This window comes from Nocardioides jishulii, from assembly GCF_006007965.1.
In the GTDB taxonomy this organism is placed as follows: Bacteria; Actinomycetota; Actinomycetes; order Propionibacteriales; family Nocardioidaceae; genus Nocardioides; species Nocardioides jishulii.
The window spans coordinates 1,001,355-1,023,756 of record NZ_CP040748.1 but is presented as its reverse complement, the minus strand read 5'-3'; the positions used below and the strand labels follow the sequence as shown (position 1 = coordinate 1,023,756).

Below are 22,402 nucleotides of genomic sequence, written 5' to 3'. Positions count from 1 at the left end.
AGGGATCACACGGGGGGTCCCTGTCACTGACTCCCCGGGCCGCGTCGCGGTCTGGTGACGACCTTCAACTCACGTGCCGAGCTGGACGGACCAGCACGGCGAGAACGTCGTCGTCGGGTCACACCCTGCGACGGGTGCCGCTGAATGCGACCGCCGTCATTCTCGCACACGCCTCGGCAAACGTCCCTATGACGCGGTCTGCAGCGGGTCGCCGACCGTGGCGGTCGAGCGCTCCAACGGGCCCTGGGCGACCCGGGTCAGCAGCGGCACGATCCCGGGCGGGAACTCCCCCACTGCGGCCAGCGCGGTGAGTACGTCGTCGGGACGCACCGCCGGGACGACGTGCTCCAGGACGACGTCGAGCACGGTCACGTCGCCCGAGGTCTGGGCTTCGAGGGAGAGCACGGCTGCCCGGGCGTCGAACTCGCGCAGCCCCTTCTTGGTCATGCGCTCGACCAGGACCGTCTCGGAGGCGAGGAAGGCGTCGACCAGCGGCGTCAAGGCGCCCGCACCGGGCAGGGTGATGCGCCAGCGGCTGGCCTGGAGGAGGTCGGCCAGGGAGCCGCCGGCCGACTCCACGACCTCGAGCACGTCGAGGCCGTCAGGCAGGGACTCGTCGAGCAGGCGGTGCACCTCGGCCGGGTCGAGCACCTGCGCCAGCCCGATCTCCAGGTACTCGGCCTCGGAGGCCGACCCGGTCGGCGCGGCACCCGCGTACGAGATGCGCGGGTGGGGGTTGAAGCCGGAGGAGTAGGCCATGGGCAGGCGGGCGCGGAAGATCGCCCGCTCGAAGGCACGGGAGAAGTCGCGGTGGCTCGTGAAGCGCAGGCGTCCTCGCTTGGCGTAGCGGACACGGAGTCGCTGGACGGGCGGGGCCTGCTGCTCGGGCTGCGTACGTGGCACGGCCACACGGTAGCCCGCGAGAGGCGCCTTCTCCGATTTCGTCGCGCGCCCCGGCCTTGGCCGTCGCCCCGGCGCGTCGGGCGCTGGCCCTCCCCCGCGTGCCAACCGTGTGCCTGGCTGCGGACAATGGTTCAGGTGTCCACCCGCAACCGCACGCTCGTCCTCGTCGGCCTGGTCCTGCTGGCCCTCAACCTGCGCCCGGCCGCGGTCAGCGTCGGGCCGGTGCTGGCCGAGGTCCGCGACGGCCTGGGGCTGTCGTCCGCCACCGCCGGCCTGCTGACCTCGCTGCCCGTGCTCGCCTTCGCCGTCGTCGGGGCCTCGGCCCCCTGGCTGGCCCGCACGATCGGGCTGCACCGGGTGCTGTTCCTCTCGCTGGTCTCGGTCGTCGCCGGACTCGCCCTGCGCGCCGTCGTGCACGACCAGGTGCTCTTCCTGGCGCTGACGCTGCTCGCGGTCGCGGGCATGGCGTGCGCCAACGTGCTCGCCCCTTCGCTCGTCAAGCTCCACTTCCCCGACCGGATCGGCACGGCCACCGCGCTCTACACCACCGCCATGGCCCTGGGCCTGACGCTGGCCCTCATGGGCACCGTGCCGATCTCCGACGCCCTGGGCAGCTGGCGCTACGGCCTCGGTTCCTGGGCCCTGCTGGCGGCGCTGGCGGCCCTGCCGTGGATCGGCCTGCTGGCTCACGACCGTCATCCGGAGGCCCGAGCGGCCACGATCACCTTCGGCCAGGTGGCGCGTACGCGGCTGGGCTGGGCACTCGCTGCGTTCTTCGGCGTGCAGTCCGCGATCGCCTACACGATGTTCGGGTGGTTCGCACAGCTGTGGCGCGACAACGGCTACTCGGCGACGCAGGCCGGCGTCTTCGTGGGGATCATCGCTGCGGTCGGCATCCCGCTCAGCCTGGTCCTGCCCAACCTGGTGGCGCGCGTGCGCGACCAGCGGCCGCTGATGCTCGCGGTGATGGCCTGCTACCCGGTGGCCTTCCTGGGCCTGCTGGTGCTGCCCGACCGGCTGGCCGTGCTGTGGGCGCTGCTCTGCGTCGGCGGCATGACCTTCCCGCTGATCCTGGTGCTGATCAGCCTGCGCGCGCGTACGCCCGAGGGCACCGCGGCCCTGTCGGGCTTCACGCAGTCGGTCGGCTACCTCATCGCGGCGCCGGGCCCCTTCGTGGTCGGGCTGGTGCACGGCACCACCGACGGGTGGACCTGGCCGCTGGTGCTCATGCTCGCCCTGCTGGTGCCGCTGGTTGCCCTGGGCGCCTACGTGGGTCGCCCCGCCTACCTGGAGGACCAGCTCACCCCGCGGCGCCAGCCAGCGGGCTGAGCCTCAGTCCTTGACGCTGCGCGCGAGCAGCGCGAAGGCGGCGAAGAGCCCGCCCACGACGAGCAGGACGACCGGGAACATCGGGATGTCGAACTGGGCGGCGCCCCAGACGATGAGGCCGATGACCAGGGCGATCAGCAGGAAGACGCCAGCCGTCGCGAAGGCGGCCTTGGCGCTCGGTCCGGGCTCGGAGGAACGGAAGGCATGCTCGAGACCGGGGCGGGACTTCTCGTCACCGCGCCCCTGCGTGGGCTGACCCTCGGGACGGGGCTCGTCTGCGCGTGCCATCCCCGCCTCAGACCACGCTCAGCGGCAGGAGCCGCTGGCCGGTCGGACCGATCTGGATCTCGGTGTTCATCTCCGGGCACACGCCGCAGTCGTAGCACGGGGTCCACCGGCAGTCCTCGACCTCGATGTCCTGACCCTCGGCCGCTGCCAGCGCGTCCTCCCAGTCGCCCCACATCCAGTCCTTGTCGAGACCGGAGTCGAGGTGGTCCCAGGGCAGGACCTCGTCGTAGGTGCGCTCACGGGTGGTGTACCAGTCGACGTCCACGCCGGTGCCGGCGAGAGCCTTCTCGGCCGACGTCATCCAGCGGTCGTAGGAGAAGTGCTCGCTCCAGCCGTCGAAACGACCGCCGTCACGCCACACCTCCTCGATCACGCGACCGACGCGGCGGTCACCACGCGACAGCAGTCCCTCGACGATGCCGGGCTTGCCGTCGTGGTAGCGGAAACCGATGGCACGGCCGTACTTCTTGTCGTCGCGCACCAGGTCGCGCAGCTTCTTCAGCCGCTCGTCGGTGGTCTCGTGGTCGAGCTGCGCCGCCCACTGGAAGGGCGTGTGCGGCTTCGGCACGAAGCCACCGATGGAGACGGTGCACCGCACGTCGTTGCGCCCGGACGCCTCGCGGCCCTTCTGGATGACCCGCTTGGCGAGGTCGGCGATCTGCAGGACGTCGTCGTCGGTCTCGGTGGGCAGGCCCACCATGAAGTAGAGCTTCACCTGACGCCACCCGTGGCTGTACGCCGTGGCGACGGTGCGGATCAGGTCCTCCTCGTCGACCATCTTGTTGATGACCTTGCGCATCCGGTCGCTGCCGCCCTCGGGGGCGAACGTGAGGCCGGAGCGGCGGCCGTTGCGGGAGAACTCGTTGGCCAGGGTGATGTTGAAGGCGTCGACGCGGGTCGAGGGCAGCGACAGCGAGACGTTGGAGCCTTCGTAGCGGTCGGCCAGGTCGGTGGCGAGGTCGCCGATCTCGGTGTGGTCGGCCGACGACAGCGAGAGCAGGCCGACCTCCTCGAAGCCCGACTTGCGGATGCCGTTCTCGACCATCGCCCCGATGGTGGTCAGCGAACGCTCACGCACCGGACGCGTGATCATGCCGGCCTGGCAGAAGCGGCAGCCACGCGTGCAGCCGCGGAAGATCTCCACGCTGAAGCGCTCGTGCACGGTCTCGGCGAGCGGCACCAGCGGGTTGGCCGGGTAGGGCCACGCGTCGAGGTCCATGAGCGTGTGCTTGCGCACCCGGAAGGGGATCCCGGGACGGTTGGGCACGACGGCCTCGATGGAGCCGTCGGGGGCGTAGGTGACGTCGTAGAACTTGGGCACGTAGACGCCGCCGCTCACGGCCAGGCGACGCAGGACCTCGTCGCGCCCACCGGGGCGTCCCTCGGTCTTCCACTCCCGGATGACCTCGGAGATCTGGAGCACGACCTCCTCGCCGTCGCCGAGCACGGCGGCGTCGATGAAGTCCGCGATGGGCTCGGGGTTGAAGGCCGCGTGGCCACCGGCGAGCACGATCGGCTCGTCGTCACCACGGTCGACGGCGTGCAGCGCGATGCCGGCCAGGTCGAGGGCGTTGAGCATGTTGGTGTAGCCGAGCTCGGTGGAGAAGCTCAGGCCGAAGACGTCGAACCCTCGGACCAGGCGGTGGCTGTCGACGGTGAACTGGCCGATCCCGTCCTGGCGCATCACCGCCTCCATGTCGGGCCACACGGCGTAGGTGCGCTCGGCGACGATCCAGTCGCGCTCGTTGAGCACCTCGTACAGGATCTGGACGCCCTGGTTGGGCAGGCCCACCTCGTAGGCGTCGGGATACATCAGCGCCCACCGCACGGTGGCGCCGGCCTCGCCTCCGTCACCACAGTCCCAGTCCTTGGTGACCGAGTTGAGCTCGCCGCCCACGTACTGGATCGGCTTGGAGACCGAGGGCAGGCGCGGCTCGAGGAGGTGGAAGACCGACGCTGCGCCGGCAGCGGGGTCGGAAGCGGGAGACATGCGGGACCTCACCGGTGGGGATCAGGACGATCAACAAGGGTACGCCGAAACCGGCGATGCACCGCACCCACGAGCACTTCCCCCTAGAGTGGGCTCGCGCGGTCGGGGGGCGACCGGTGCTCGCGGAGGGGGAACCGTGGCGACGGCAGCAACGGCTGGGAGGCCGGACCGGGAGTACTGGGTCCTGTGGGGCGTCGCCCTCGCAGTCCTGTGCTCCTCGGCGTACGCCGCCGCGGCGACCGGCGTCGTGGGGCAGATGCCGCGCATCTGGCTCTTCTCCACCGTCGCGTTCAGCTGGATGACCCTCGACTGGAACGAGGACGGACGACTCCTCCCCCGCCTCACCCCGCCGTTCGTGCTGACGGTCGGCGCGACCGCACTGCTGGCCTGCACGACCGCCCTGCTCATGGACGCACCGACGTCCGACGTCATCCGCAGCGTGGTCGGCGTGCCGCTCCAGGCCTTCCTGATGGCCTTCCTCTACCGCTCGGGGCGTCGGACGCTCCAGTCACCGCACCACCCCCACCTCGACGGCGTCGGGCCGTGGCGCAACGCGTGGGCCCGCAACTGGGCGCCCACCTGTGCGCGTGACCTCGGCCTCCTGGCAGGCAGTGCCCTGGTCAGTGGCGCGGTCGGCCTGCTGCTCGGTGCTGTGCCTGGCCTGCACCTCGGCGAGGTCTCGACCAGCGTGGCGTTGCAGTGGATGTCACACGTCTTCGTCGTCTCCAGCGTCGGCGGCGCGACCACGTTGATCACCTTCGCCACCTGGTCACCCGCGAGCCTGCGCGAGCCCTGGCTCAGGATCCTGGCGGTATGGCTCGTCTCGGTGGGGCTGCTCTCCTGGGTGTACGCCACCGGCGCGGTCACCATGGCGTGGCTGGCCGTCCTCCCGGTCGTCTTCGTCGCGCTCAACCGCGGCCTCTGGGTGACGAACACGTTCGGGCTCCTGGTCGGGCTGGTCAGCATCCTGCTCTCGCCCGCCCTCAACACCCTCGACGGTCGGTCGAACCTCGTCCGGGGCTCGTCGCACCTCGTGCCGCTGGGGAGCGTGATGGACCTGGTGGTCTCCACGTTCATCCTGGTCTCGCTCCTCGTCGCCCAGCTCAGCCAGCGACGTGCCCAGCTCGTGGACGACCTCGAGCGCGAGCGCTCCCGGGTCAGGCGACGGGCCGAGATGCTGCAGAACGTCTTCGAGGCGATGCAGGACGGAGTCGTCGTCGTCGACCGCCACCTGGCCGTACGGATGCACAACCCCGCCGCGGTCACGCTCCTGGGGCGCCCCTTCCCGAAGGGACGGCCCGAGAGCTGGACCGGCTGGTTCGGCATCACCCGCATCGACGGCACGCCACTGAGCGACTCGGAGCTCATCGCCTCCGACTTCATGAACCTCGGCATCCACGGCGGGCAGCGGATCCTGCGCCAGAGCGTCACCCGGGTCAGCAGCGACCCCGCCGACGGCTGGATGATCTTCCTCACCGACAACACCGAGCACCACGCGCGCCTGCGAGAGCTCAGCGGCTTCGCCGGTGTCGTGGCCCACGACCTTCGTGCTCCCCTGACCAGCGTCGAGGGTTGGCTGGAGATGGCCGAGGAGTCGCTGGCGAGCCGCGACCCCGACGAGGCCAGCGCCCTGCTCGCCAGGGCACGAGCGAGCAACCGACGGATGCGCGAGGTGATCTCGGACTGGCTCGACTACACCGTCGTGCGCGAGGGCACCCTCGAGCTCGCGGACGTCCCCCTCACCACCCCGGTCCGAGCCGTCATGGCGCAGGTCGCCGAGATCGGTCCCCACGTCTTCACCGTCGACACGCCCCACCACGTCAGCGCCGACCTCGGACTGGTGCGGCAGCTGCTGGCCAACCTGATCGGCAACGCGTCGAAGTTCGTGCGCCACGGCGAGACGCCCACGATCACGGTGCGGTCGATGACCGACGTCGCTGGCTGGATCCGGGTGGACGTCATCGACGAGGGCATCGGCCTGCCGGTCGGCGAGGAGGACCGGATCTTCGAGGACTACCACCGCGCCGCGGGGGCCGCCCAGTCCAGGGAGGGCTTCGGCATGGGCCTGGCTGCCTGCCGCCGCATCGTGGAGCGGCACGGCGGACAGATCAGTGCCCACACCAACGACCGGGGCGGGGCGACCTTCAGCTTCACCCTGCCCGCCGCGGAATGGGCGGACGAGCTGACGGGCCTCGAGTGACCCACCGGTAGATTTCACCCCATGAGTGCCTCCACCGTCCGCGGCAGGTTCAACTGGACAGTGGTCGTACCGCCCCTGGCCCTGCTCCTCCTCGTCGCCACCTGGACCAACCACGAGCACTGGGCCGTCCTGGTCGCGATCGCGATCGCGCTGGTGGCTGCCGTGGTCTCCTCCGTCCACCACGCGGAGGTCGTCGCCCTCCGGGTGGGCGAACCGTTCGGATCGCTGATCCTGGCCGTGGCGGTCACCGTCATCGAGGTCGGGCTGATCGTCATGCTCATGGTCTCCGGGGGCCAGGGGGCGAGCACCTACGCCCGCGACACCGTCTTCGCGGCCATGATGATCACGCTCAACGGCATCGTCGGCATCTCCCTGCTCGTCGGCGCCACCAAGCACCACCTGGTCAGCTTCAACGCCTCGGGCACCGGCGCCGCACTGGCCACCGTGATCACCCTGGCCGGCATGACGCTGGTCCTGCCCAGCTTCACGGAGTCGGGCCACACCCGGGAGTTCTCCACCGCACAGCTCGCCTTCGCCGCGGTCGTCTCACTCGTGCTCTACGTCGTCTTCGTGCTCACCCAGACCGGGCGCCACCGTGACTTCTTCGTGCCGGTGAGCAGCGACGAGTACGGCCGCGTCACGGGCCTGCTCGACCTCGACCGCGACGACCGTGCCGACCCTCCGACGGTGCGCGAGACGTGGACCAGCGTCGGGCTGCTCCTGGTCGCCCTGGTCTCGGTCATCGGCCTGGCCAAGATGCTCTCCCCCACCATCGAGGACGGCGTCGCCTCGCTCGGCCTGCCCTACACCGTCGTCGGCGTCATGATCGCCCTCGTCGTGCTCGCGCCCGAGACCATCTCGGCGGTGCGCAACGCCGCGCGCGACCGCGTGCAGAACAGCCTCAACCTGGGATACGGCTCGGCGATGGCCTCCATCGGCCTGACCATCCCGACCATCGCGGTGGCCATGATCTGGCTCGACGGCAACCTCGAGCTCGGCCTGCTGCCGATGCAGATGGTGCTGCTGGCACTGACGGTCGTGGTGTCGGTGCTGACGGTCGGGCAGGGGCGCGCGAAGCCCTTGCAGGGAGTGGTCCACCTGACCCTGCTGGCCGCCTTCATCTTCGTGTCGATGGTGCCCTGACCCGAGGGCTCAGCGCACGGCGTGCCGGCTCAGCGCAGGGCGTACGAACGCGACGCGAAGACCGCGCCCGGCACCAGCGTGCTGGAGCGCAGGTGGATGTTCTGCAGCAGCCCGACCGCGAGCATGCCTGCGAAGATCGAGGAGCCTCCGTAGGAGACGAACGGCAGCGGGACGCCCGTCACCGGCATGATGCCCAGGCACATGCCGATGTTCTGGAAGGCCTGGAAGCCGAACCAGCAGGCGATGCCGGCCGCGGCGACGCGACCGAACATGTCGTCGGTGTGGAACGAGATCGACAGCGCCCGCCAGATCACCAGGCAGGTGAGGGCGATGACCGCACCTGCACCCAGCAGGCCCAGCTCCTCACCGACGGCGGTGAAGATGAAGTCCGTGTGCTGCTCGGGCACGAAGCCGGCCTGGGTCTGGGACCCCTCGAAGAGTCCCTGCCCCCACAGGCCTCCGTTGCCAACGGCGATGCGCGCCTGCTCGGTGTTGTAGCCCGCCCCGAGCGGGTCGAGCTCGGGATCGGTGAAGGCCATGAACCGGTCGACCTGGTAGGGCTTGAGCACCCTCAGGGTCACCGCCGCCGCCGCGACGGCGACGCCCCCGAGGACGAGGCTCCCCAGCCAGCGCCGCGGCGCGCCCGAGATGGCGAGCACGCCGAAGACGGTCGCGCTCAGCACGAGCATGGTGCCGAGGTCGGGCTGGAGCAGGATCAGCACCGCAGGCACGCCCGCGATCAGCAGCATGCCGACCACGTCGCTGGTGCCGACCTGCCGGCGCCAGCTGCCCTCGGTGCGCTCGGCCACGAGCAGGGCCATCCCGATGACGACGGCGAGCTTGGCGAACTCCGAGGGCTGGACCGACATGCCTCCCAGCCGCAGCCACGACTGTGAGCCGTTGGCCTCCGAGCCGATCGCGAGCACCAGCACGAGCCCAACGATCGCCCCGAGGTAGACCACCGGGGCCAGGATGCGGACCCACCGGTGGTCGGTGGCCATCACCAGCACCATGAGTACGCCGCCGATGGCGAGGTTGACGAGCTGCTTGCGCAGGTAGGCCGTGGAGTCACCGCCGGTCAGCGCCTCGCGTGAGCTGGTGCTCGACCAGATGACCAGGGTGCCGATGACCAGCAGGCCGAGCACGGCTCCCATCAGCACCCAGTCGAAGCCGGGGCCGCGCAGGCCCGAGCGGCGTGGCACCCGACTCATCGCTTGCCCCCGGCCTTCTTCTCGCGCGCCGTCACGGGCGGAAGGATCGAACCGTCGTCGGCGAAGGTCGGCAGCTTGGCGGGCGGGGTGGTGCCCGGGATGGCGGCCTTGCGCGGCACGACGCGGTCGCCCTCGACGCCGTACAGCGTCTCCCAGATCTTGCGCACCGAGTCACCCGTGGAGCCCGAGCCGGTGCCGCCCTGGCTGATCATCATGATGACGACGTAGTCCTTGGTGTAGCTGGCCACCCATCCGGTCGACTGCTTGCCGTAGACCTCGGCCGAGCCCGTCTTGGCACGGATCGGCACCTGGTCGAGCGGGAAGCCGCCGAGCTTCCAACTCATCGTTCCGACGCTGGCGACACCCTTGAGGGCGTCGTCGATGAAGGCCAGCTGGGCCTTGGTCGACTTCACCTTGCCGGCCTTCTTCGGCTTGATCCTCTGCAGCACCTCGCCCTGGGGGGTGACGATGGCCTTGCCGACGCGGGGCTGCCACAGCGTGCCGCCGTTGGAGAGGGCCGCGTAGCCGACGGCGAGCTGGAGCGGCGTCACCATGGTGTCGCCCTGGCCGATGGAGAAGTTGACCGCGTCACCGGCCCGGTAGGCGTAGCCCTCGATGCAGAACTCGCGGGCGAACCGGTGGAGGAAGTCGGAGGTGTCCGCCTCCCTGGGCTTCTTCGCGATGCCGCAGTAGTACTTCTTCTGCGCCTCGTAGTAGGCCCGCTTCCAGGCACGGTCGGCGATGCGGCCCGAGGCCTCGCCCGGCAGGTCGATGCCCGTCTCCGAGCCGAAGCCCCACTCCTGCGCCCCCTCCACGAGCGGGTCGCGGGCGTCGACGTCGTCGACGTCGGAGCCGAACTTCTTCCAGAAGTCGTGGCCGATCGAGTAGAAGAACGTGTTGCAGGAGACCTCGAGCGCCTTGGCGAAGCCGATGACGCCGTAGGCGCCGGACTCGAAGTTCTTGAACGTACGGTTGCCCACCCGGTAGCCCGAGCCGCAGGGAATGCGGCTGTCGCGGCTGTAACCGTTGCGCAGCGCCGCGGCCGTCATGAACGGCTTCCACGTCGAGCCGGGGGCGAACTGGCCCTGGGTGACGCGGGAGAGCAGGGGGGTGCCGGCCTTCTCCGAGTAGAGACGGCTCAGCTCCTTGGCCGAGATGCCGTCGACCCAGACCTCGGGGTCGTACGTCGGCTGGCTGGCCATGGCGACCACGCGACCGGTCTTCGCCTCGAGCACCACCGCGGCGCCCGAGTCGGCCTCGAACCTGCGACCGGTGACCTTGTCGACGGTGGCGCGCTGGGTGGCGATCGAGCGGGCCAGCTCCTTCTCGACGACCGACTGGACCTTGGCGTCGATGGAGGTGACGAGCGTGTCGCCGGGCGTGCTGGCGATCTCGCTGTCGTCGCCCAGGACCCGTCCCATCGAGTCGACCGAGACGCGCCGGTAGCCGGGCATCCCGCGCAGCCACTCGTCGTACTGGCGCTCGACGCCGGCGCGCCCGACGACCGAGGCGCCGTTGAGCGAGCGGTCGTCCTGCTCGGTCGCTCTGTCGAACTCCTCCTCGGTGATCGGGCTGAGGTAGCCGAGCACGTGGGCCAGGTTGACGCCGAAGGGCGCCGGGTAGGACCGGACGTTCTGCTGCTCCACGACGACGCCGGGGTAGTCCTCCGGCTGCTCGAGGATGCGCAACGCCACCGCGCGGTCGATGTCGGTGGCCACCGGGACGGCCTGGAAGGGCGAGCCGTTCCAGCAGGTGCCGGACTCGGCGTCGGGCGAGCCGCAGTCGAGGAGCTTCTTCTCGACGCGCGCCGGCCGCAGGCCAGCGGCCGTCGCCACCCGGGCGACGAGCTTCGTGCGCTCGTCCTGGTCCAGCTTGCCCAGGACGGAGCGGTCGATCGCGACGACCCAGCTCAGCCGGTTGGCGACCAACGGACGGCCCATGTCGTCGACGACCAGGCCTCGCTGAGGCTGGACCACGATGTCGCGCACCGACTGGTCGGCCGCCTTGGCCTGGTAGTCCTCGCCCCCGACGACCTGGAGGTAGTAGAGCCGCGCGAAGAGCGTGAGGAAGAGCGTCAGCACGAGGGCACGCAGCACCAGCAGGCGCAACCGGCTGCGCTCGGCTCCCGTCACCGCCATCAGACGCCGACCCGCTCCGCGCCCCTGACGGCGCCGCGACGCAGGACCTTCATCGTCAGCGGAAGGACGAAGGGCGTGAGCAGCAGGTCCCACAGGACCGCGACGCCGATCACCGCGAGCATCTCCCCCACACCCACGACGGGGTCACGGAGCACGAGACCGGTGAGCGCGAAGACCGAGGTGCCGATGAAGGACGACGCCACCACCGTGACGAGCACGGCCAGCGTGCCCGGGCGGGTGTCCTGACGGACCCGCGACGCCACCCAGGCCACGACGACCAGCGCCAGGGCCCACCGGCCGGCGACGTGGTCGGCGGGGCCGACCACGTCCATCAGCACGCCCCCGGTGAAGCCGAGGACGAGCGCGAACTGCGGGCTGCGGGTGAGGGCGGCGGCGACCACGACCAGGAGGACGAGGTTGGGCACGACGCCGTTCCACGCCAGGTGCGGGAAGAGGGAGGTCTGCAGGCCGAGCGCCACGACCACGAGGAGCAGCGCGACCAGGCCACGGACGAAGGTCATCCGATGCTCCCGTCGACGCGGACCAGAGCGCGGTCGCTGGAGGTGTTCGGCGGCACGACGACGCCGACCACGTCGAGGGCGGTGAAGTCGACGAACGGCTCGATCACGGCACGGCGGCTCTGCTCGCGCACGCTCTCGAAGACATCGGTGACGGTGCCCACCGGGACGCCGGGGATGTAGGGGCCGACGCCGTCGCTGCCCCAGCTCAGGACCGTGTCGCCCTGGGCGGGGACGAGGCTCTGGTCGAGCAGCTCGAGGTCGAGGCGACCCTGGCTCCCCAGGACGCCGCGGCCCTTGAGGAAGCCGATCTCCTTGCTCTGGCCGATGCGTCCTCCGACCACCGACTCGGGGTCGAGGATCAGCAGGACGGTCGCGGTGCGGCGGGTCGCCCGCAGCACGCGGCCCACCAGGCCGTCGTCGTTGACCACGGTCATGTCGGGACGGATGCCGGCAGAGGTGCCGGCGTCGATGGTGACGGTGCGGCTGAACGACTGGGCGGGGCCGTAGCCGATGACGCGAGCCGGGACGAGGGCGCGGCCGAGGTCGGCCGCCGCCGTGGTGAGGCCCTCGAACTCGGCCAGCGTCGCCACGTCGAGGTCGCTGGAGGCGACCTCCTCGCGCAAGGCCGCGTTCTCGGCCTCGAGGTGCTCGACCTGCTCACGCAGCGAGCTCTTGGTGCGGAACCAGGTGGGCACGGCGGTGAACGGACGTACGGCGGTCGAGGTCACCGCCTCGACGGGCGCGAAGACCTCGCTCGCGACCGCGCGGACGGGCTCGACCGGCGAGGAGTCCCCCGTCTGCTGGTCGAGGACCATCAGGGTGATCGAGGCCAGCACCAGCGCGATCAGCGTGGACCGGGGCGGCTGGCGGTCGTCGAGCCCGCGCCAGCGCTTCTCGGGCAGTCGCAGCCCCATCAGAATCTCCGCGGGTCGGAGACGAGCACCTGCTGGAGGGCCTCGAACTCCTCCACGCAGCGGCCCGCTCCGAAGACGACGGCCTCGAGGGGGTGCTCGGCGACGTGGACCGGCATGCCCGTCTCGTGGCGCAGACGCTCGTCGAGGCCACGCAGCAGGGCGCCGCCACCGGTGAGCACGATGCCGCGGTCCATGATGTCGCCGGCCAGCTCGGGCGGGGTCTGGTCGAGGGTCATGCGGACCGCGTCGACGATGTCGTGGATCTGCTCCTCGAGCGCCTGGCGCACCTCGACCGTGGAGACGGTCACCGTGCGCGGCAGGCCGGAGACCATGTCGCGGCCGCGGATCTCGGCCTCGGGCTCCTGCGGCAGGGGGAAGGCGGAGCCGAGGGTCATCTTGACCTCCTCGGCGGTGCGCTCCCCCAGCATCAGGGAGTACTCCTTCTTCATCCACGCCATGATCGCCTGGTCGAGGTCGTCACCGGCGGTGCGCACGCTGAGACTGGTGACGATGCCGCCCAGCGAGATCACGGCGACCTCGGTGGTGCCTCCACCGACGTCGACGACCATGTTGCCGGTCGCCTCGTGGACGGGCAGCCCGGCACCGATCGCGGCAGCCATCGGCTCCTCCACGACGTACACGCGCCGGGCACCGGCGGAGTAGGCCGCCTCCTTCACCGCGCGCTGCTCCACGGCGGTGATGCCGCTCGGCACGCAGATGACCATGCGGGGCTTGGCGAAGTAGCGGCGCCGGTGGACCTGCTGGATGAAGTAGCGCAGCATCTGCTCGGTCGCGTCGAAGTCGGCGATCACGCCGTCCTTGAGCGGGCGGATGGCCGCGATGGACTCGGGGGTGCGACCGATCATGCGCTTGGCCTCGTGGCCGACGGCCAGGACCTCGCCGGTCGTGGTGTTCATCGCCACGACGCTCGGTTCGTCGAGCACGACGCCCTTGCCGCGGACGTAGACGAGCGTGTTGGCCGTTCCGAGGTCGACGGCCATGTCACGGCCGATGACACTGTTCGCCATGTGCACGCCTTCGCTGGTCGATCTGGGGGGAAGTCACGTCACCCGGGCGGCTCCGAGGCGACACGGATCAGCCTAGGGAGGCGAAGGCGTCGATCCCGGCAGGACACGCGCGCCCCTCACGGGGCCGGTGAAGTGACCGGCGAGGTGAGGCCGGACGTCAGTGGTGGCCGCCGCAACCGCACCCGCCGGAGGGCGGTGCGGCGGGGGCGGGACGAGGGGCCTTCCTCGGCGAGGCCGCCGCGCGCTCGGCGAGCTTGCGGGCGGCGTACGCGACCAGGGGCGCCTCCTCGGCGTCGGCCACGACCTGCTCCGGGACGCCGCCGCTGAGGAGGCCCGCCGGCTGGGTCAGCCAGATCCACACGTCCCACGGGTCGGTGCCCGAGGCGAGCAGCGGCTCGAGCACGGGCAGCAGCTCGGGGCGTACGTCTCCCGCCGGCGTGAGCTGGAAGGCGGGCACGAGCAGGTGCTCGCCCGTGCTCACGGTGAGCAGGTGGTGGGCCTGGGCCTGCTTGTGCACCCAGAAACGGGTCGCGTTGACCGAGGCGTCGCGCACCTGGGCCAGGTGCTCGTAGGTCCAGGCAGGGGTCCCCAGCAGCTCAGCACGCAGCCGCGCCTTGCGGGCCAGGAGGACGAGGGCCACGGGCACGCCGTGGGCCGGGTCGTCCCCCTGGTCGCGCAAGGAGGAGTCCAGCTGGACCAGACGCTCCTCGGAGAGCGGCTCACCGGTGCCGGCCTCCGTCCACGTGACGACACCGTCGTCGTCACGGGTGAAGCTGGGCAGGCCGGCGTCGGCCAGGTGCTCGGTCAGGCCGAGTCCGTCGATCCAGTCGGCGAGACGGGCGGCGAGGGTGGTGCCCATCAGGTGTTGCCTCCGTGCGGGTGGGGCTCAGAGAGCGGGGAACCAGAGGGCGATCTCGCGCTCGGCCGACTCGGGGCTGTCGGAGCCGTGCACGAGGTTCTCGCGGTTGGAGAGGGAGTAGTCGCCGCGGATGGTGCCGGGGGCGGCCTGACGACCGTCGGTGGCGCCGTTGAGCGCCCGGACGACCTGGACGGCCTCGTCACCCTCGAGCACGAGGGCGACGAGCGGACCGGAGGTCACGAAGTCGCGCAGCGGCGGGTAGAAGTCGCGCTCGACGTGCTCGGCGTAGTGCCCATCAGCCTGGGCGGCGTCGATGGTGCGCTGCTCGAGCGCGACGATGCGCAGACCCTTCGACTCGAAGCGGGCCAGGATCTGGCCGACCAGACCCCGCTTGACGGCGTCGGGCTTGAGCAGGACGAAGGTGCGCTGAGTCATGGAGTCAGCCTAACGAGCCGTAGCCCGAACGGCACGATCGGCCAACCCCGCGGCCCGGGCGGCCACGTCCTGGGGCACCGCACCACTGGCGTCGGGGTCAGGGAGTGGGGCGTCGGCCACCCGTCGCAGCGGGATGTGCCCGCCCCACGTCCCGGTCGCCACGTCGGCCTCGTCGTCGACCGGTCCCCCCGCCCGCTCCTTCATCGACGCCTCGGCCAGGGGCACCGCCAGGACGGCCGTGGCTGCCAGCTCCTTGCGGGTGCTCGGGCGCAAGGTCGCCGAGCGACCCGGGACCATGTGGTCCACCACGAGGTCGAGCGCGTGCCGCCGCTCGTCCGGGTCGACCACCTCACGGGCACGACCCACCACCACGGCCGAGCGGTAGTTCATGGAGTGGTGGAAGGGCGAGCGGGCGGTGACCAGCCCGTCGAGTTCGGTGACGGTGACGCAGACGGTCGCCCGGGCGGGATCGGCCAGCAGACGGCGGATCCAGCCGGCCGCCACGGAGCCGTGGAGGTAGAGCGTGCCTCCCTCGTCGGGACCGTCGACGGCGACGGCGTAGGCGCACGGCAGCACGACGGGGTGGTCGCCGCCGTCGACGCCGACGTGGGCCATCAACCCGTCGGCCAGCAGGTCCAGCAGCTTGGCCCGGTCGGCGACCACCCGGTTGCGTCCTCGGGTGACGGTGGTGCGGGCGGTGGGCTCCAGCGGGAGGGCGAACGCTTCGGCAGACGGGAGGGTGGATGCGACGTCAGAGGAGATCGAGCTCATGCGACCATCGTTCTCGACAAGTGGCCCGATGCAACGGGCCAATCCAGACCCTTATCGACAGGCCACTTCCGGCAGTGAGGCTGACCCTGTGACCACTCCCCTGCCGGTGCGCCTCGACCGCGACTCCCGTACGCCGCTGAGCGTGCAGCTCGCCGACGGCGTACGGCGCCTGGCCCTCGACGGCACCCTCGTCGTGGGCGACCGCCTGCCCAGCACCCGAGCCCTGGCTTCCGAGCTGGGGATCTCCCGGGCCACGGTCGACACCGCCTGGGACCAGCTGCGGGCCGAGGGCTGGCTCGAGGGACGCACCGGGTCGGGGACGTGGGTCTCGGCCGGCCCCGAGGTCGCCCGACGCCAGGCCGCACCACGAGCCACCGCCACACCGTCACCCCCGCTGGTGCCGATGGATGCCGGCACGCCGTGGCGACCGACCCCCCTGCCGCGCACGACGAGAGCTGCCTGGCGCCGCGCCTGGCGCAGCGTCACCGACGCCACCCCTCCGCGCGGCTACGACGATCCGCTCGGCCTCCCAGCCTTGCGCACAGCCCTCGCCGAGCGGATCGCCCGGACCCGCGGCCTCGACGTCGATCCCGACGACGTGCTGGTCACCAGCGGCACCACCCAGGGGCTGCGCCACGTGCTGACCGGGCTGCCCCCGCTGCCCGTCGGGGTGGAGGACCCGGGCTACCGCGCCGCGGTGGCGGTGGTCCTGGCGAGTGGACGGCAGGTGGTCGACCTGCCGGCCGCCGGTCCCGTGGGCGACCTGTCCGGGCTCGCTGCGGTCTACGTGACGCCGGCCCACCAGCACCCCTTGGGCCACGTGATGGGTGCCGACGAACGGGTCCGGCTGCTGGCCGAGGCAGAGCGCACCGGGGTGCTCGTCATCGAGGACGACTACGACTCCGAGTTCCGCTACGACGTGGCCCCCGTGCCTGCGCTGGCTGCCATGGCGCGTGGACAGGTCGCGCTGCTCGGGACGGCGTCGAAGTCGGTGATGCCGTCCCTGAGGCTGGGCTGGGCGGTGCTGCCCGACGGCCTGCGTCCGACCGTCGACGCCTTCCGCGCCCTCACCCACGACACCCCGCCGTGGGCGGTGCAGGCGGCGTTCGCGGTGATGCTGCGCGACGGCCACGTCGACGCGGTCGTACGCGCGGCGAGACGTGCGTACGCCGAGCGCGCACCGCGGGTGGTCGCGGCCCTGTCGCCGTACGCCGAGCTCGCCGGCCCGGTCGCCGGCATGTACTCGACGTGGCTGCTGGAGGAGGAACGGGCGGTGGCCGCCCGGAAGGCCGCCGAGGAGGCGGGGTTCCGGGTCAACCTGCTCTCCACCTACTGCCGCAGCGCAGGGCTCAGCGGGCTGGTGGTCGGCTTCGGGGGTCCGGACGACGCCGAGCTGGACCGCGCGCTCGACGTCCTCGTCCGGGCGTTGCGCTGAGGCCGGTCAGGCGCTCTTCTGCTCCACCAGCCATGCCTGCCAGGCAGCCGCCTTCTCGCGCTCGATCTTGCGGCCGAGCGCGATCGCGCCGCCCCAGAGCACGGCGAAGATGACGCCCAGCACGAACATCAGGGGGATCACGAAGCCCAGCGCGAGCGAGGCGACCTGGATCGCCGTGCCCAGGTGGTAGGCCCAGGGTCGACGCAGCATCCCGGCGGCGAGCAGGCAGAGGACGGCCAGGCCGAGCCCGATCACCAGCGCCACACCCTGCGGCACGTCGGCCACCATGATCATCACCGGCGTGGTGAGACCCAGGGCGATCGACTGGAGCGCGAGGATCGCGGCGCACATCCCGCGGGTCGGCGACTTGGCGAGGTTGCGGGCGACGATCTCCTCCGGGGTCTCCTCGGGGGTCACGGCCGCTGCGTCGTCGGGGTCGACGCCGGTGGGCACGGGATCAGTCATCGGAGCCTCCAGCAGTGCGGTCACGCCGGCGCAGCATGGCGCGGGCCTCCCCCACGGTGACGACCGAGCCGGTCACCAGGACGGCGCCGGCTCCGAGGCCGCCGCCGAACGCCTGACCAGCCTCCGCGAGCGTGGCGGCCCGGTCGATGGCGTCGGCCAGGTCGGGCACGACGGTGACGCGGTCCTCACCGAAGACGCCGCGGGCGATCTCGCCCAGCGACTCGGCGCTCATGGACCGCGGGGTCGAGTTCTGGGTGACGATCAGGTGCTCGAGGTGCGGCTCGAAGGCAGCGACGACGCCCTCGTAGTCCTTGTCGTTCATCACGCCGATCACGCCGATCAGCGGCTCGAAGGCGAAGGAGTCCTCCAGTGCCGCTGCGGTCGCCCGGGCACCGTGCGGGTTGTGCGCGGCGTCGAGGAGAACCGTGGGCGAGCGGCGTACGACCTCGAGGCGGCCCGGCGAGGTGAAGGCGGCGAACGCGGCGCGCACCAGCTCCTCGTCGAGGGGGCTCTCCCCCAGCAGCGCCTCCACCGAGGCGAGGGCGACGGCCGCGTTCTGGGCCTGGTGGGCGCCGTGCAGGGGGAGGAAGAGGTCGTCGAAGCGGGCTCGCAGGCCCTGGATGGAGACCATCTGGCCTCCGACCGCGGGCACCCGCGAGATGACGCCGAACTCCATGCCCTCGCGCACGATCGTGGCGCCGACCTCCGCCGCGCGCTCGAGCAGCACGGCCGCGACCTCCGGGGTCTGCTCCGCGAGCACGGCGTGGCTGCCGGGCTTGATGATGCCGGCCTTCTCACGGGCGATCTCGACGGCGGTCTCGCCCAGGTACTTGGCGTGGTCGAGCGCGATCGGCAGCACGACCGCGACCTGGGCGTCGGCGACGTTGGTGGCGTCCCACGAGCCGCCCATGCCCACCTCGACCACCGCGACGTCGACCGGGGCGTCGGCAAAGGCGGCGAATGCCATCCCGACGACGGTCTCGAAGAAGGAGAGCGGGTGCTCGCTGGCCGAGTCCACGAGGTGCGTGTAGGGCGCGACGTCGTTGAACGCCTCGACGAAGGCCTCGTCGCTCAAGGGCTGACCGTCGAGGCAGATCCGCTCGCTCATCTTCTCGACGTGCGGCGAGGTGAAGCGCCCCGTGCGCAGGTCGAGGGCCTGCAGGAGGGTGTCGATCATCCGCGCGGTGGAGGTCTTGCCGTTGGTGCCGGTCAGGTGCACGACCTGGTAGGCACGCTGCGGGTCTCCGAGCAGCTCGGTGAAGGCCTCGATGCGGTCGAGCGAGGGCTCGAGACGGGTCTCGGGCCACCGGGACAGGAGCGCGTCGCTGACCTCGTCGTAGGTCTGCGCAAAACGGGGGCCCTCAGGGGCGTCAGGAGTATGGGTCATCGCTCGTTGATTCTAGGCGCTGGGTCCGCAGAGACCCGCACCCTCGCCACTGGACCACCTCATACCCAATCCTTGGGATGACCTGTCGAAGTGGCTGACGCCACACCCGGCAGCGCCGACACTCAGGCGTCAGCCCCGACCCAGCCAGCCCGCCAGCTCGCTCCGCCGGCACAGCCCTTGAGGAGTCCGCCAGTGACCGTCGCCCTGCACGCCCACCGCGTCACCACCCTGGCCAGGGGAGCTCTGGCCACGGGAGCTCTGGCCACAGGAGCTCTGGCCGCCTCGCTGCTCGTCGCCGTTCCTGCCACGGCCGCCACCAGCGCCTCGCTCGACTACACCTGCCTGCCGGAGAAGAGCGCCCTGGTCCCGGCGCCCACCGCCTTCGAGATGCCGGTGACCGCGGAGCTCACGGCCACGGCCGACGGCGACGCGGTGAACCTCACCATGACCACCGGCCGACCGGTCATCCCCGACGTCAACGACCCGCTCACGGTCACGATCCGCAGCTCGATGGCGACGACCGTCGACGGGGTCGCCGTCCCGCTGGCCGGGAGCCGCGACGTGACGATCACCCCCGGCGCCCCGACCGACCTGCCCGTGCTCACCGGACGGGTCGCGTCGTCGCGGGCGACGGTGGCCCTCACTCCCGGTGCCCTGAGGGTCGAGTTCACCGTCGCCGCCTGGACCGTCGCGATCACCTGCACGCCGGCGAGCACGCCGGTCATCCGGATCCCGGTGGACGGGCGTACCGCCACTCCCCCGGCCCCTGCCCCCGCCGTCAAGCCGGTGCTCAAGGCCAAGCTCACCAAGAAGGTGCAGCGGGTCGGCAAGGCCCCGGCCAAGGTCGTCGTGACCCTGGCCAAGGGCAAGGGCGCGACCGCGCAGCCGACCGGCACCGTCAAGGTCACCGTGGGCAAGCGCGTCCTGGCCACCCGCACGGTGAGGAAGGGAGTCTCCTTCCGTACCGCGCTGCCGCGGAAGCTGCGCCCCGGACGCCACAAGGTCACGGTGACCTTCACCCCGGCCGGCGGCGGCCACCTGAGGAGCACCGCGTCGACCACGGTGCGCGTGCGGCGCTGACACGAGTTTCCGGCGCACGGCTGCGCGGCCCTCGATAGGATATAGACCTTCGAGGAAAGGGGCGCAGTCGTGCGCATCGGCGTGATCATGGGGACCGGCCACGGCAGCACCGGCACCACCGGGGCACTCGTCACCCAGCTCCTGGAGCGGGTCCGCGCCGTGGATCCCTCCCTCACGGTCGAGGTGGACGTCGTCACCACCGACGACCTCGACCTCGGGCCCAGCTGTCCCGCCTGCCTGTCGTGCATGACGGCCGGGGAGCAGAGCTGCCCCTCCTTCGAACGCACCTCACCGGCCCGTGCGCTGATGGACGCCGCCGACCTGGTGGTCTTCGCCACCCCGGTGCACTCCTTCCACGTCTCGGCGACCATGAAGCGGTTCGTCGACCACTTCGCCTACCTCATCCACCGCCCGGCGTACGTCGGCAAGCCGGCGGTCCTGGTCTCGACCGCCGCGGGCGCCGGTCACGACGCCGCACTCGGCTACCTGAGCAGTGCCGTACGCCGCTGGGGCTTCCACACCGTCGGCCAGCTCGGGGTCAACGGGCCCGGGCTGGCCAAGGCTCCCTACCGCGAGAAGGTGGACCGCGCGCTCGACGAGCTGGTCCGGACCCTGCACGCCCAGGCCCTGGACCCGGTGGAGCCGAAGCAGACGGTCGCCGACCTGATCGGCTTCCGGGTGGCCCGACTCCTGGTCGAGGGCGGGCGCTCCGAGGGCCCCGTCGACGCAGCCTACTGGGACGAGCGCGGCTGGTTCGACGCCGACTGGTTCAGCGACCGGCCGGTGCCGAAGCTGGCCAACCGGATCGCCGCCATGGTGGAGAAGAAGATCCGCGCCGGGATCGAGGAGGGCTCCGCGAAGCCCTGGACCGGCGGTCGCGCACGCGGCTGACCCGCAGGTCACGCCCAGAGCGGGAGTTCGCCGGAACCAGCACATTTCGTCTGATGCCGCCGTTACGATCAAAATCCCTCGGGACAGCCCCGGGAGACCCCGCCCAGGGAGGGTGACGTGACGGACATCGCTGTAGGAGACCTCGGCCTGCCGACGGGAACTCCGGTTCCTGCCCAGAACTCCCCGGCCCCCGGCCAGGAGTGGCTGGCCACCCTGTGGCAGCAGGTCTACACCGTCGACGCCAGCTCCATGCTGCAGGGAGCCACCTCCGTCGGCCCCCTGGAGCAGCCCGGCCTGTGGCACTTCGTTCGCACGGTCGCCATGGAGTCCGGCACCCCGGCCCCCGAGCAGATCCGGGTGGTGGGCAACGCCCACGTGGTCACCCACGAGGACCCGTTCTCCCTCGACATCGGCGTCCCGCTGCTGCTGGCCCTGGACCAGGGTGACCTGGCCGAGATCATCACCCGTGCGCTGACCGACCGCATGGCCGCCCGCGGCGAGACCGTCGAGACGCCGGTGCACCAGCGCCCCTCCCGCAAGGGTCGTCTCGGACGCCTCCTCGGTGGCGGCTCCTCCTCCCACGGATCGGCCACGGCCAGCACGCCCGGACGCAGCCGCCTCGAGGAGGCCATCGCCGCCGCCACCCAGTGGTGGATCGACGAGTTCGTGCTGCCCGACCTCAGCGACAACCTGGTCCCGCGCCCGGTCTACCTGGGTCTCATCGAGCTGCTGATGGAGCGTGGTGGCGAGATCGCCGACCTCGCCGAGCTGGGCGAACGCCCGCACGACCCCGCCCACCCGCAGGCAGGCGAACCGGCCATCTTCCTCCTCACCAACGAGGACGCGCTGCTCGAGGCCGTCGCCGACGCGGGCCTGCCACCGGGCACCCAGGAGCTCTACTGGGAGGACGCGATGACGCGCTGGGCGCACCGTCGCGCGCGTTCCTCGTCGCTGATCCTCTTCAACGCCGCCTCCCCCGAGGTGCGGACGCTGGCCGGACTGCTCGACGTCATCGAGCGCGGCGACCTGGCCAAGCGCGTGGGCAACGCCCTGCGTACGAAGGAGGCGGGCGTGCGTGACGCCTGCATCTTCCTGCTCACCGGGGTGCTGGCCGACGCCTTCGCCGAGCACGGCGCCGGAAGCCTCACCTGCTCGTGGGGTGGCGTCATCGACCTGGTGAGCCCCACCGAAGGACCCCTCGACCTGCGCGGCGTCGCCCGGCAGGTCGTCGACGACACCAGCGTGGTGCCCTTCCTGCGCGACATCCTCACCGACTACCAGGTCACCTCCGGCTGGTCCCCCGCGCCGGGCTCCGCCGACGACGACCGCGCCTACCAGTCCTTCCTGGCGACGACGGGTCGACGCAAGGCGCCCGGAACTGGTTTCCTGCACGAGGCGGGCGCCTCCTAGACTT

Annotated in this window: 20 protein-coding genes; 7 read left to right on the top strand and 13 right to left on the bottom strand. The window is 71.5% G+C overall.

What is annotated here, in order from left to right; genetic code table 11:
- Positions 1-186: 186 nt before the first annotated feature.
- Positions 187-909, bottom strand: coding sequence for a TIGR03936 family radical SAM-associated protein (locus FCL41_RS04875; protein WP_420846564.1), 723 nt, complete (start codon positions 907-909; stop codon positions 187-189).
- Between the two features lie 120 nt (positions 910-1,029).
- On the opposite strand from FCL41_RS04875, the gene FCL41_RS04870 reads away from it, so the two are divergent.
- Positions 1,030-2,232 (top strand): MFS transporter, encoded by a 1,203-nt coding sequence (locus FCL41_RS04870; protein WP_420846563.1) that lies wholly within the window; start codon positions 1,030-1,032, stop codon positions 2,230-2,232.
- Between the two features lie 3 nt (positions 2,233-2,235).
- Here the strand turns inward: FCL41_RS04870 and FCL41_RS04865 are convergent, their stop codons facing one another.
- Together FCL41_RS04865 and FCL41_RS04860 are read right to left on the bottom strand one after the other, a co-directional pair.
- On the bottom strand, positions 2,236-2,520 hold the full coding sequence (locus FCL41_RS04865) for a hypothetical protein (protein ID WP_137066302.1): 285 nt from the start codon (positions 2,518-2,520) through the stop codon (positions 2,236-2,238).
- 7 nt (positions 2,521-2,527) lie between these two features.
- The gene (locus FCL41_RS04860; protein ID WP_137066300.1) at positions 2,528-4,510 is read right to left on the bottom strand and encodes a TIGR03960 family B12-binding radical SAM protein; all 1,983 of its coding nucleotides are present in this window, start codon (positions 4,508-4,510) and stop codon (positions 2,528-2,530) included.
- A 136-nt stretch (positions 4,511-4,646) separates the two neighbouring features.
- Here FCL41_RS04860 and FCL41_RS04855 point away from each other — a divergent pair, with 136 nt between their 5' ends.
- Together FCL41_RS04855 and FCL41_RS04850 are read left to right on the top strand one after the other, a co-directional pair.
- Complete coding sequence (locus tag FCL41_RS04855) at positions 4,647-6,710, top strand: sensor histidine kinase (protein ID WP_170970280.1); 2,064 nt, start codon at positions 4,647-4,649, stop codon at positions 6,708-6,710.
- Between the two features lie 21 nt (positions 6,711-6,731).
- Positions 6,732-7,853 carry a calcium:cation antiporter gene (locus FCL41_RS04850; protein WP_137066297.1) on the top strand — a complete coding sequence of 374 codons (1,122 nt, stop codon included), beginning with the start codon at positions 6,732-6,734 and terminating at the stop codon, positions 7,851-7,853.
- Positions 7,854-7,882: 29 nt separating this feature from the next.
- Here the strand turns inward: FCL41_RS04850 and rodA are convergent, their stop codons facing one another.
- The 8 genes from rodA to FCL41_RS04810 form a co-directional block, all read right to left on the bottom strand.
- A complete protein-coding gene (rodA, locus tag FCL41_RS04845; protein ID WP_137066295.1) occupies positions 7,883-9,064 on the bottom strand; it encodes a rod shape-determining protein RodA in 1,182 nt (393 codons plus the stop codon).
- Positions 9,061-11,202 (bottom strand): penicillin-binding protein 2, encoded by a 2,142-nt coding sequence (mrdA, locus tag FCL41_RS04840; protein ID WP_137066294.1) that lies wholly within the window; start codon positions 11,200-11,202, stop codon positions 9,061-9,063. Before mrdA ends, rodA begins: the two co-directional genes overlap by 4 nt.
- On the bottom strand, positions 11,202-11,723 hold the full coding sequence (mreD, locus tag FCL41_RS04835; protein WP_137066292.1) for a rod shape-determining protein MreD: 522 nt from the start codon (positions 11,721-11,723) through the stop codon (positions 11,202-11,204). The genes mrdA and mreD overlap by 1 nt, the downstream gene beginning before the upstream one ends.
- Positions 11,720-12,637, bottom strand: a complete 918-nt coding sequence (mreC, locus tag FCL41_RS04830; protein ID WP_137066290.1) for a rod shape-determining protein MreC — start codon at positions 12,635-12,637, stop codon at positions 11,720-11,722. Before mreC ends, mreD begins: the two co-directional genes overlap by 4 nt.
- Entirely contained in the window at positions 12,637-13,665 is a 1,029-nt protein-coding gene (locus FCL41_RS04825) for a rod shape-determining protein (RefSeq protein WP_170970279.1), read from the bottom strand. Before FCL41_RS04825 ends, mreC begins: the two co-directional genes overlap by 1 nt.
- Positions 13,666-13,822: 157 nt before the next feature.
- Positions 13,823-14,524 (bottom strand): hypothetical protein, encoded by a 702-nt coding sequence (locus FCL41_RS04820; RefSeq protein WP_137066288.1) that lies wholly within the window; start codon positions 14,522-14,524, stop codon positions 13,823-13,825.
- A gap of 27 nt (positions 14,525-14,551) precedes the next feature.
- Positions 14,552-14,959 (bottom strand): nucleoside-diphosphate kinase, encoded by a 408-nt coding sequence (gene ndk / locus FCL41_RS04815; RefSeq protein WP_137066286.1) that lies wholly within the window; start codon positions 14,957-14,959, stop codon positions 14,552-14,554.
- Positions 14,960-14,968: 9 nt separating this feature from the next.
- Positions 14,969-15,730 (bottom strand): pyridoxamine 5'-phosphate oxidase family protein, encoded by a 762-nt coding sequence (locus tag FCL41_RS04810; RefSeq protein ID WP_137066284.1) that lies wholly within the window; start codon positions 15,728-15,730, stop codon positions 14,969-14,971.
- A gap of 88 nt (positions 15,731-15,818) precedes the next feature.
- On the opposite strand from FCL41_RS04810, the gene FCL41_RS04805 reads away from it, so the two are divergent.
- Positions 15,819-17,165: an aminotransferase-like domain-containing protein gene (locus FCL41_RS04805; protein WP_239021782.1), complete on the top strand. Its 1,347-nt coding sequence runs from the start codon at positions 15,819-15,821 to the stop codon at positions 17,163-17,165.
- Positions 17,166-17,171: 6 nt separating this feature from the next.
- Here the strand turns inward: FCL41_RS04805 and FCL41_RS04800 are convergent, their stop codons facing one another.
- Together FCL41_RS04800 and FCL41_RS04795 are read right to left on the bottom strand one after the other, a co-directional pair.
- Positions 17,172-17,630, bottom strand: a complete 459-nt coding sequence (locus FCL41_RS04800) for a DUF4233 domain-containing protein (protein WP_239021781.1) — start codon at positions 17,628-17,630, stop codon at positions 17,172-17,174.
- Positions 17,623-19,017: a bifunctional folylpolyglutamate synthase/dihydrofolate synthase gene (locus tag FCL41_RS04795; protein ID WP_137066282.1), complete on the bottom strand. Its 1,395-nt coding sequence runs from the start codon at positions 19,015-19,017 to the stop codon at positions 17,623-17,625. The genes FCL41_RS04800 and FCL41_RS04795 overlap by 8 nt, the downstream gene beginning before the upstream one ends.
- A gap of 192 nt (positions 19,018-19,209) precedes the next feature.
- On the opposite strand from FCL41_RS04795, the gene FCL41_RS04790 reads away from it, so the two are divergent.
- The 3 genes from FCL41_RS04790 to FCL41_RS04780 all read left to right on the top strand — a co-directional run bounded on the left by FCL41_RS04790 (position 19,210) and on the right by FCL41_RS04780 (position 22,398).
- Complete coding sequence (locus FCL41_RS04790; RefSeq protein WP_137066280.1) at positions 19,210-20,097, top strand: hypothetical protein; 888 nt, start codon at positions 19,210-19,212, stop codon at positions 20,095-20,097.
- A 69-nt stretch (positions 20,098-20,166) separates the two neighbouring features.
- The gene (locus FCL41_RS04785; RefSeq protein ID WP_137066278.1) at positions 20,167-20,988 is read left to right on the top strand and encodes a flavodoxin family protein; all 822 of its coding nucleotides are present in this window, start codon (positions 20,167-20,169) and stop codon (positions 20,986-20,988) included.
- A 117-nt stretch (positions 20,989-21,105) separates the two neighbouring features.
- Positions 21,106-22,398 (top strand): M48 family metalloprotease, encoded by a 1,293-nt coding sequence (locus tag FCL41_RS04780; protein ID WP_137066276.1) that lies wholly within the window; start codon positions 21,106-21,108, stop codon positions 22,396-22,398.
- Positions 22,399-22,402: the final 4 nt, after the last annotated feature.

What these genes read in the sequence shown, in the direction of transcription:
- FCL41_RS04795 (WP_137066282.1), bottom strand. Translation starts at nt 19,017, where the DNA reads ATGACCCATACTCCTGACGCCCCTGAGGGCCCCCGTTTTGCGCAGACC.
- FCL41_RS04850 (WP_137066297.1), top strand. Translation starts at nt 6,732, where the DNA reads ATGAGTGCCTCCACCGTCCGCGGCAGGTTCAACTGGACAGTGGTCGTA.
- mrdA (WP_137066294.1), bottom strand. Translation starts at nt 11,202, where the DNA reads ATGGCGGTGACGGGAGCCGAGCGCAGCCGGTTGCGCCTGCTGGTGCTG.
- mreC (WP_137066290.1), bottom strand. Translation starts at nt 12,637, where the DNA reads ATGGGGCTGCGACTGCCCGAGAAGCGCTGGCGCGGGCTCGACGACCGC.
- FCL41_RS04820 (WP_137066288.1), bottom strand. Translation starts at nt 14,524, where the DNA reads ATGGGCACCACCCTCGCCGCCCGTCTCGCCGACTGGATCGACGGACTC.
- FCL41_RS04825 (WP_170970279.1), bottom strand. Translation starts at nt 13,665, where the DNA reads ATGGCGAACAGTGTCATCGGCCGTGACATGGCCGTCGACCTCGGAACG.
- FCL41_RS04865 (WP_137066302.1), bottom strand. Translation starts at nt 2,520, where the DNA reads ATGGCACGCGCAGACGAGCCCCGTCCCGAGGGTCAGCCCACGCAGGGG.
- FCL41_RS04800 (WP_239021781.1), bottom strand. Translation starts at nt 17,630, where the DNA reads ATGACTGATCCCGTGCCCACCGGCGTCGACCCCGACGACGCAGCGGCC.
- ndk (WP_137066286.1), bottom strand. Translation starts at nt 14,959, where the DNA reads ATGACTCAGCGCACCTTCGTCCTGCTCAAGCCCGACGCCGTCAAGCGG.
- mreD (WP_137066292.1), bottom strand. Translation starts at nt 11,723, where the DNA reads ATGACCTTCGTCCGTGGCCTGGTCGCGCTGCTCCTCGTGGTCGTGGCG.
- FCL41_RS04810 (WP_137066284.1), bottom strand. Translation starts at nt 15,730, where the DNA reads ATGAGCTCGATCTCCTCTGACGTCGCATCCACCCTCCCGTCTGCCGAA.
- FCL41_RS04860 (WP_137066300.1), bottom strand. Translation starts at nt 4,510, where the DNA reads ATGTCTCCCGCTTCCGACCCCGCTGCCGGCGCAGCGTCGGTCTTCCAC.
- FCL41_RS04870 (WP_420846563.1), top strand. Translation starts at nt 1,030, where the DNA reads ATGGTTCAGGTGTCCACCCGCAACCGCACGCTCGTCCTCGTCGGCCTG.
- rodA (WP_137066295.1), bottom strand. Translation starts at nt 9,064, where the DNA reads ATGAGTCGGGTGCCACGCCGCTCGGGCCTGCGCGGCCCCGGCTTCGAC.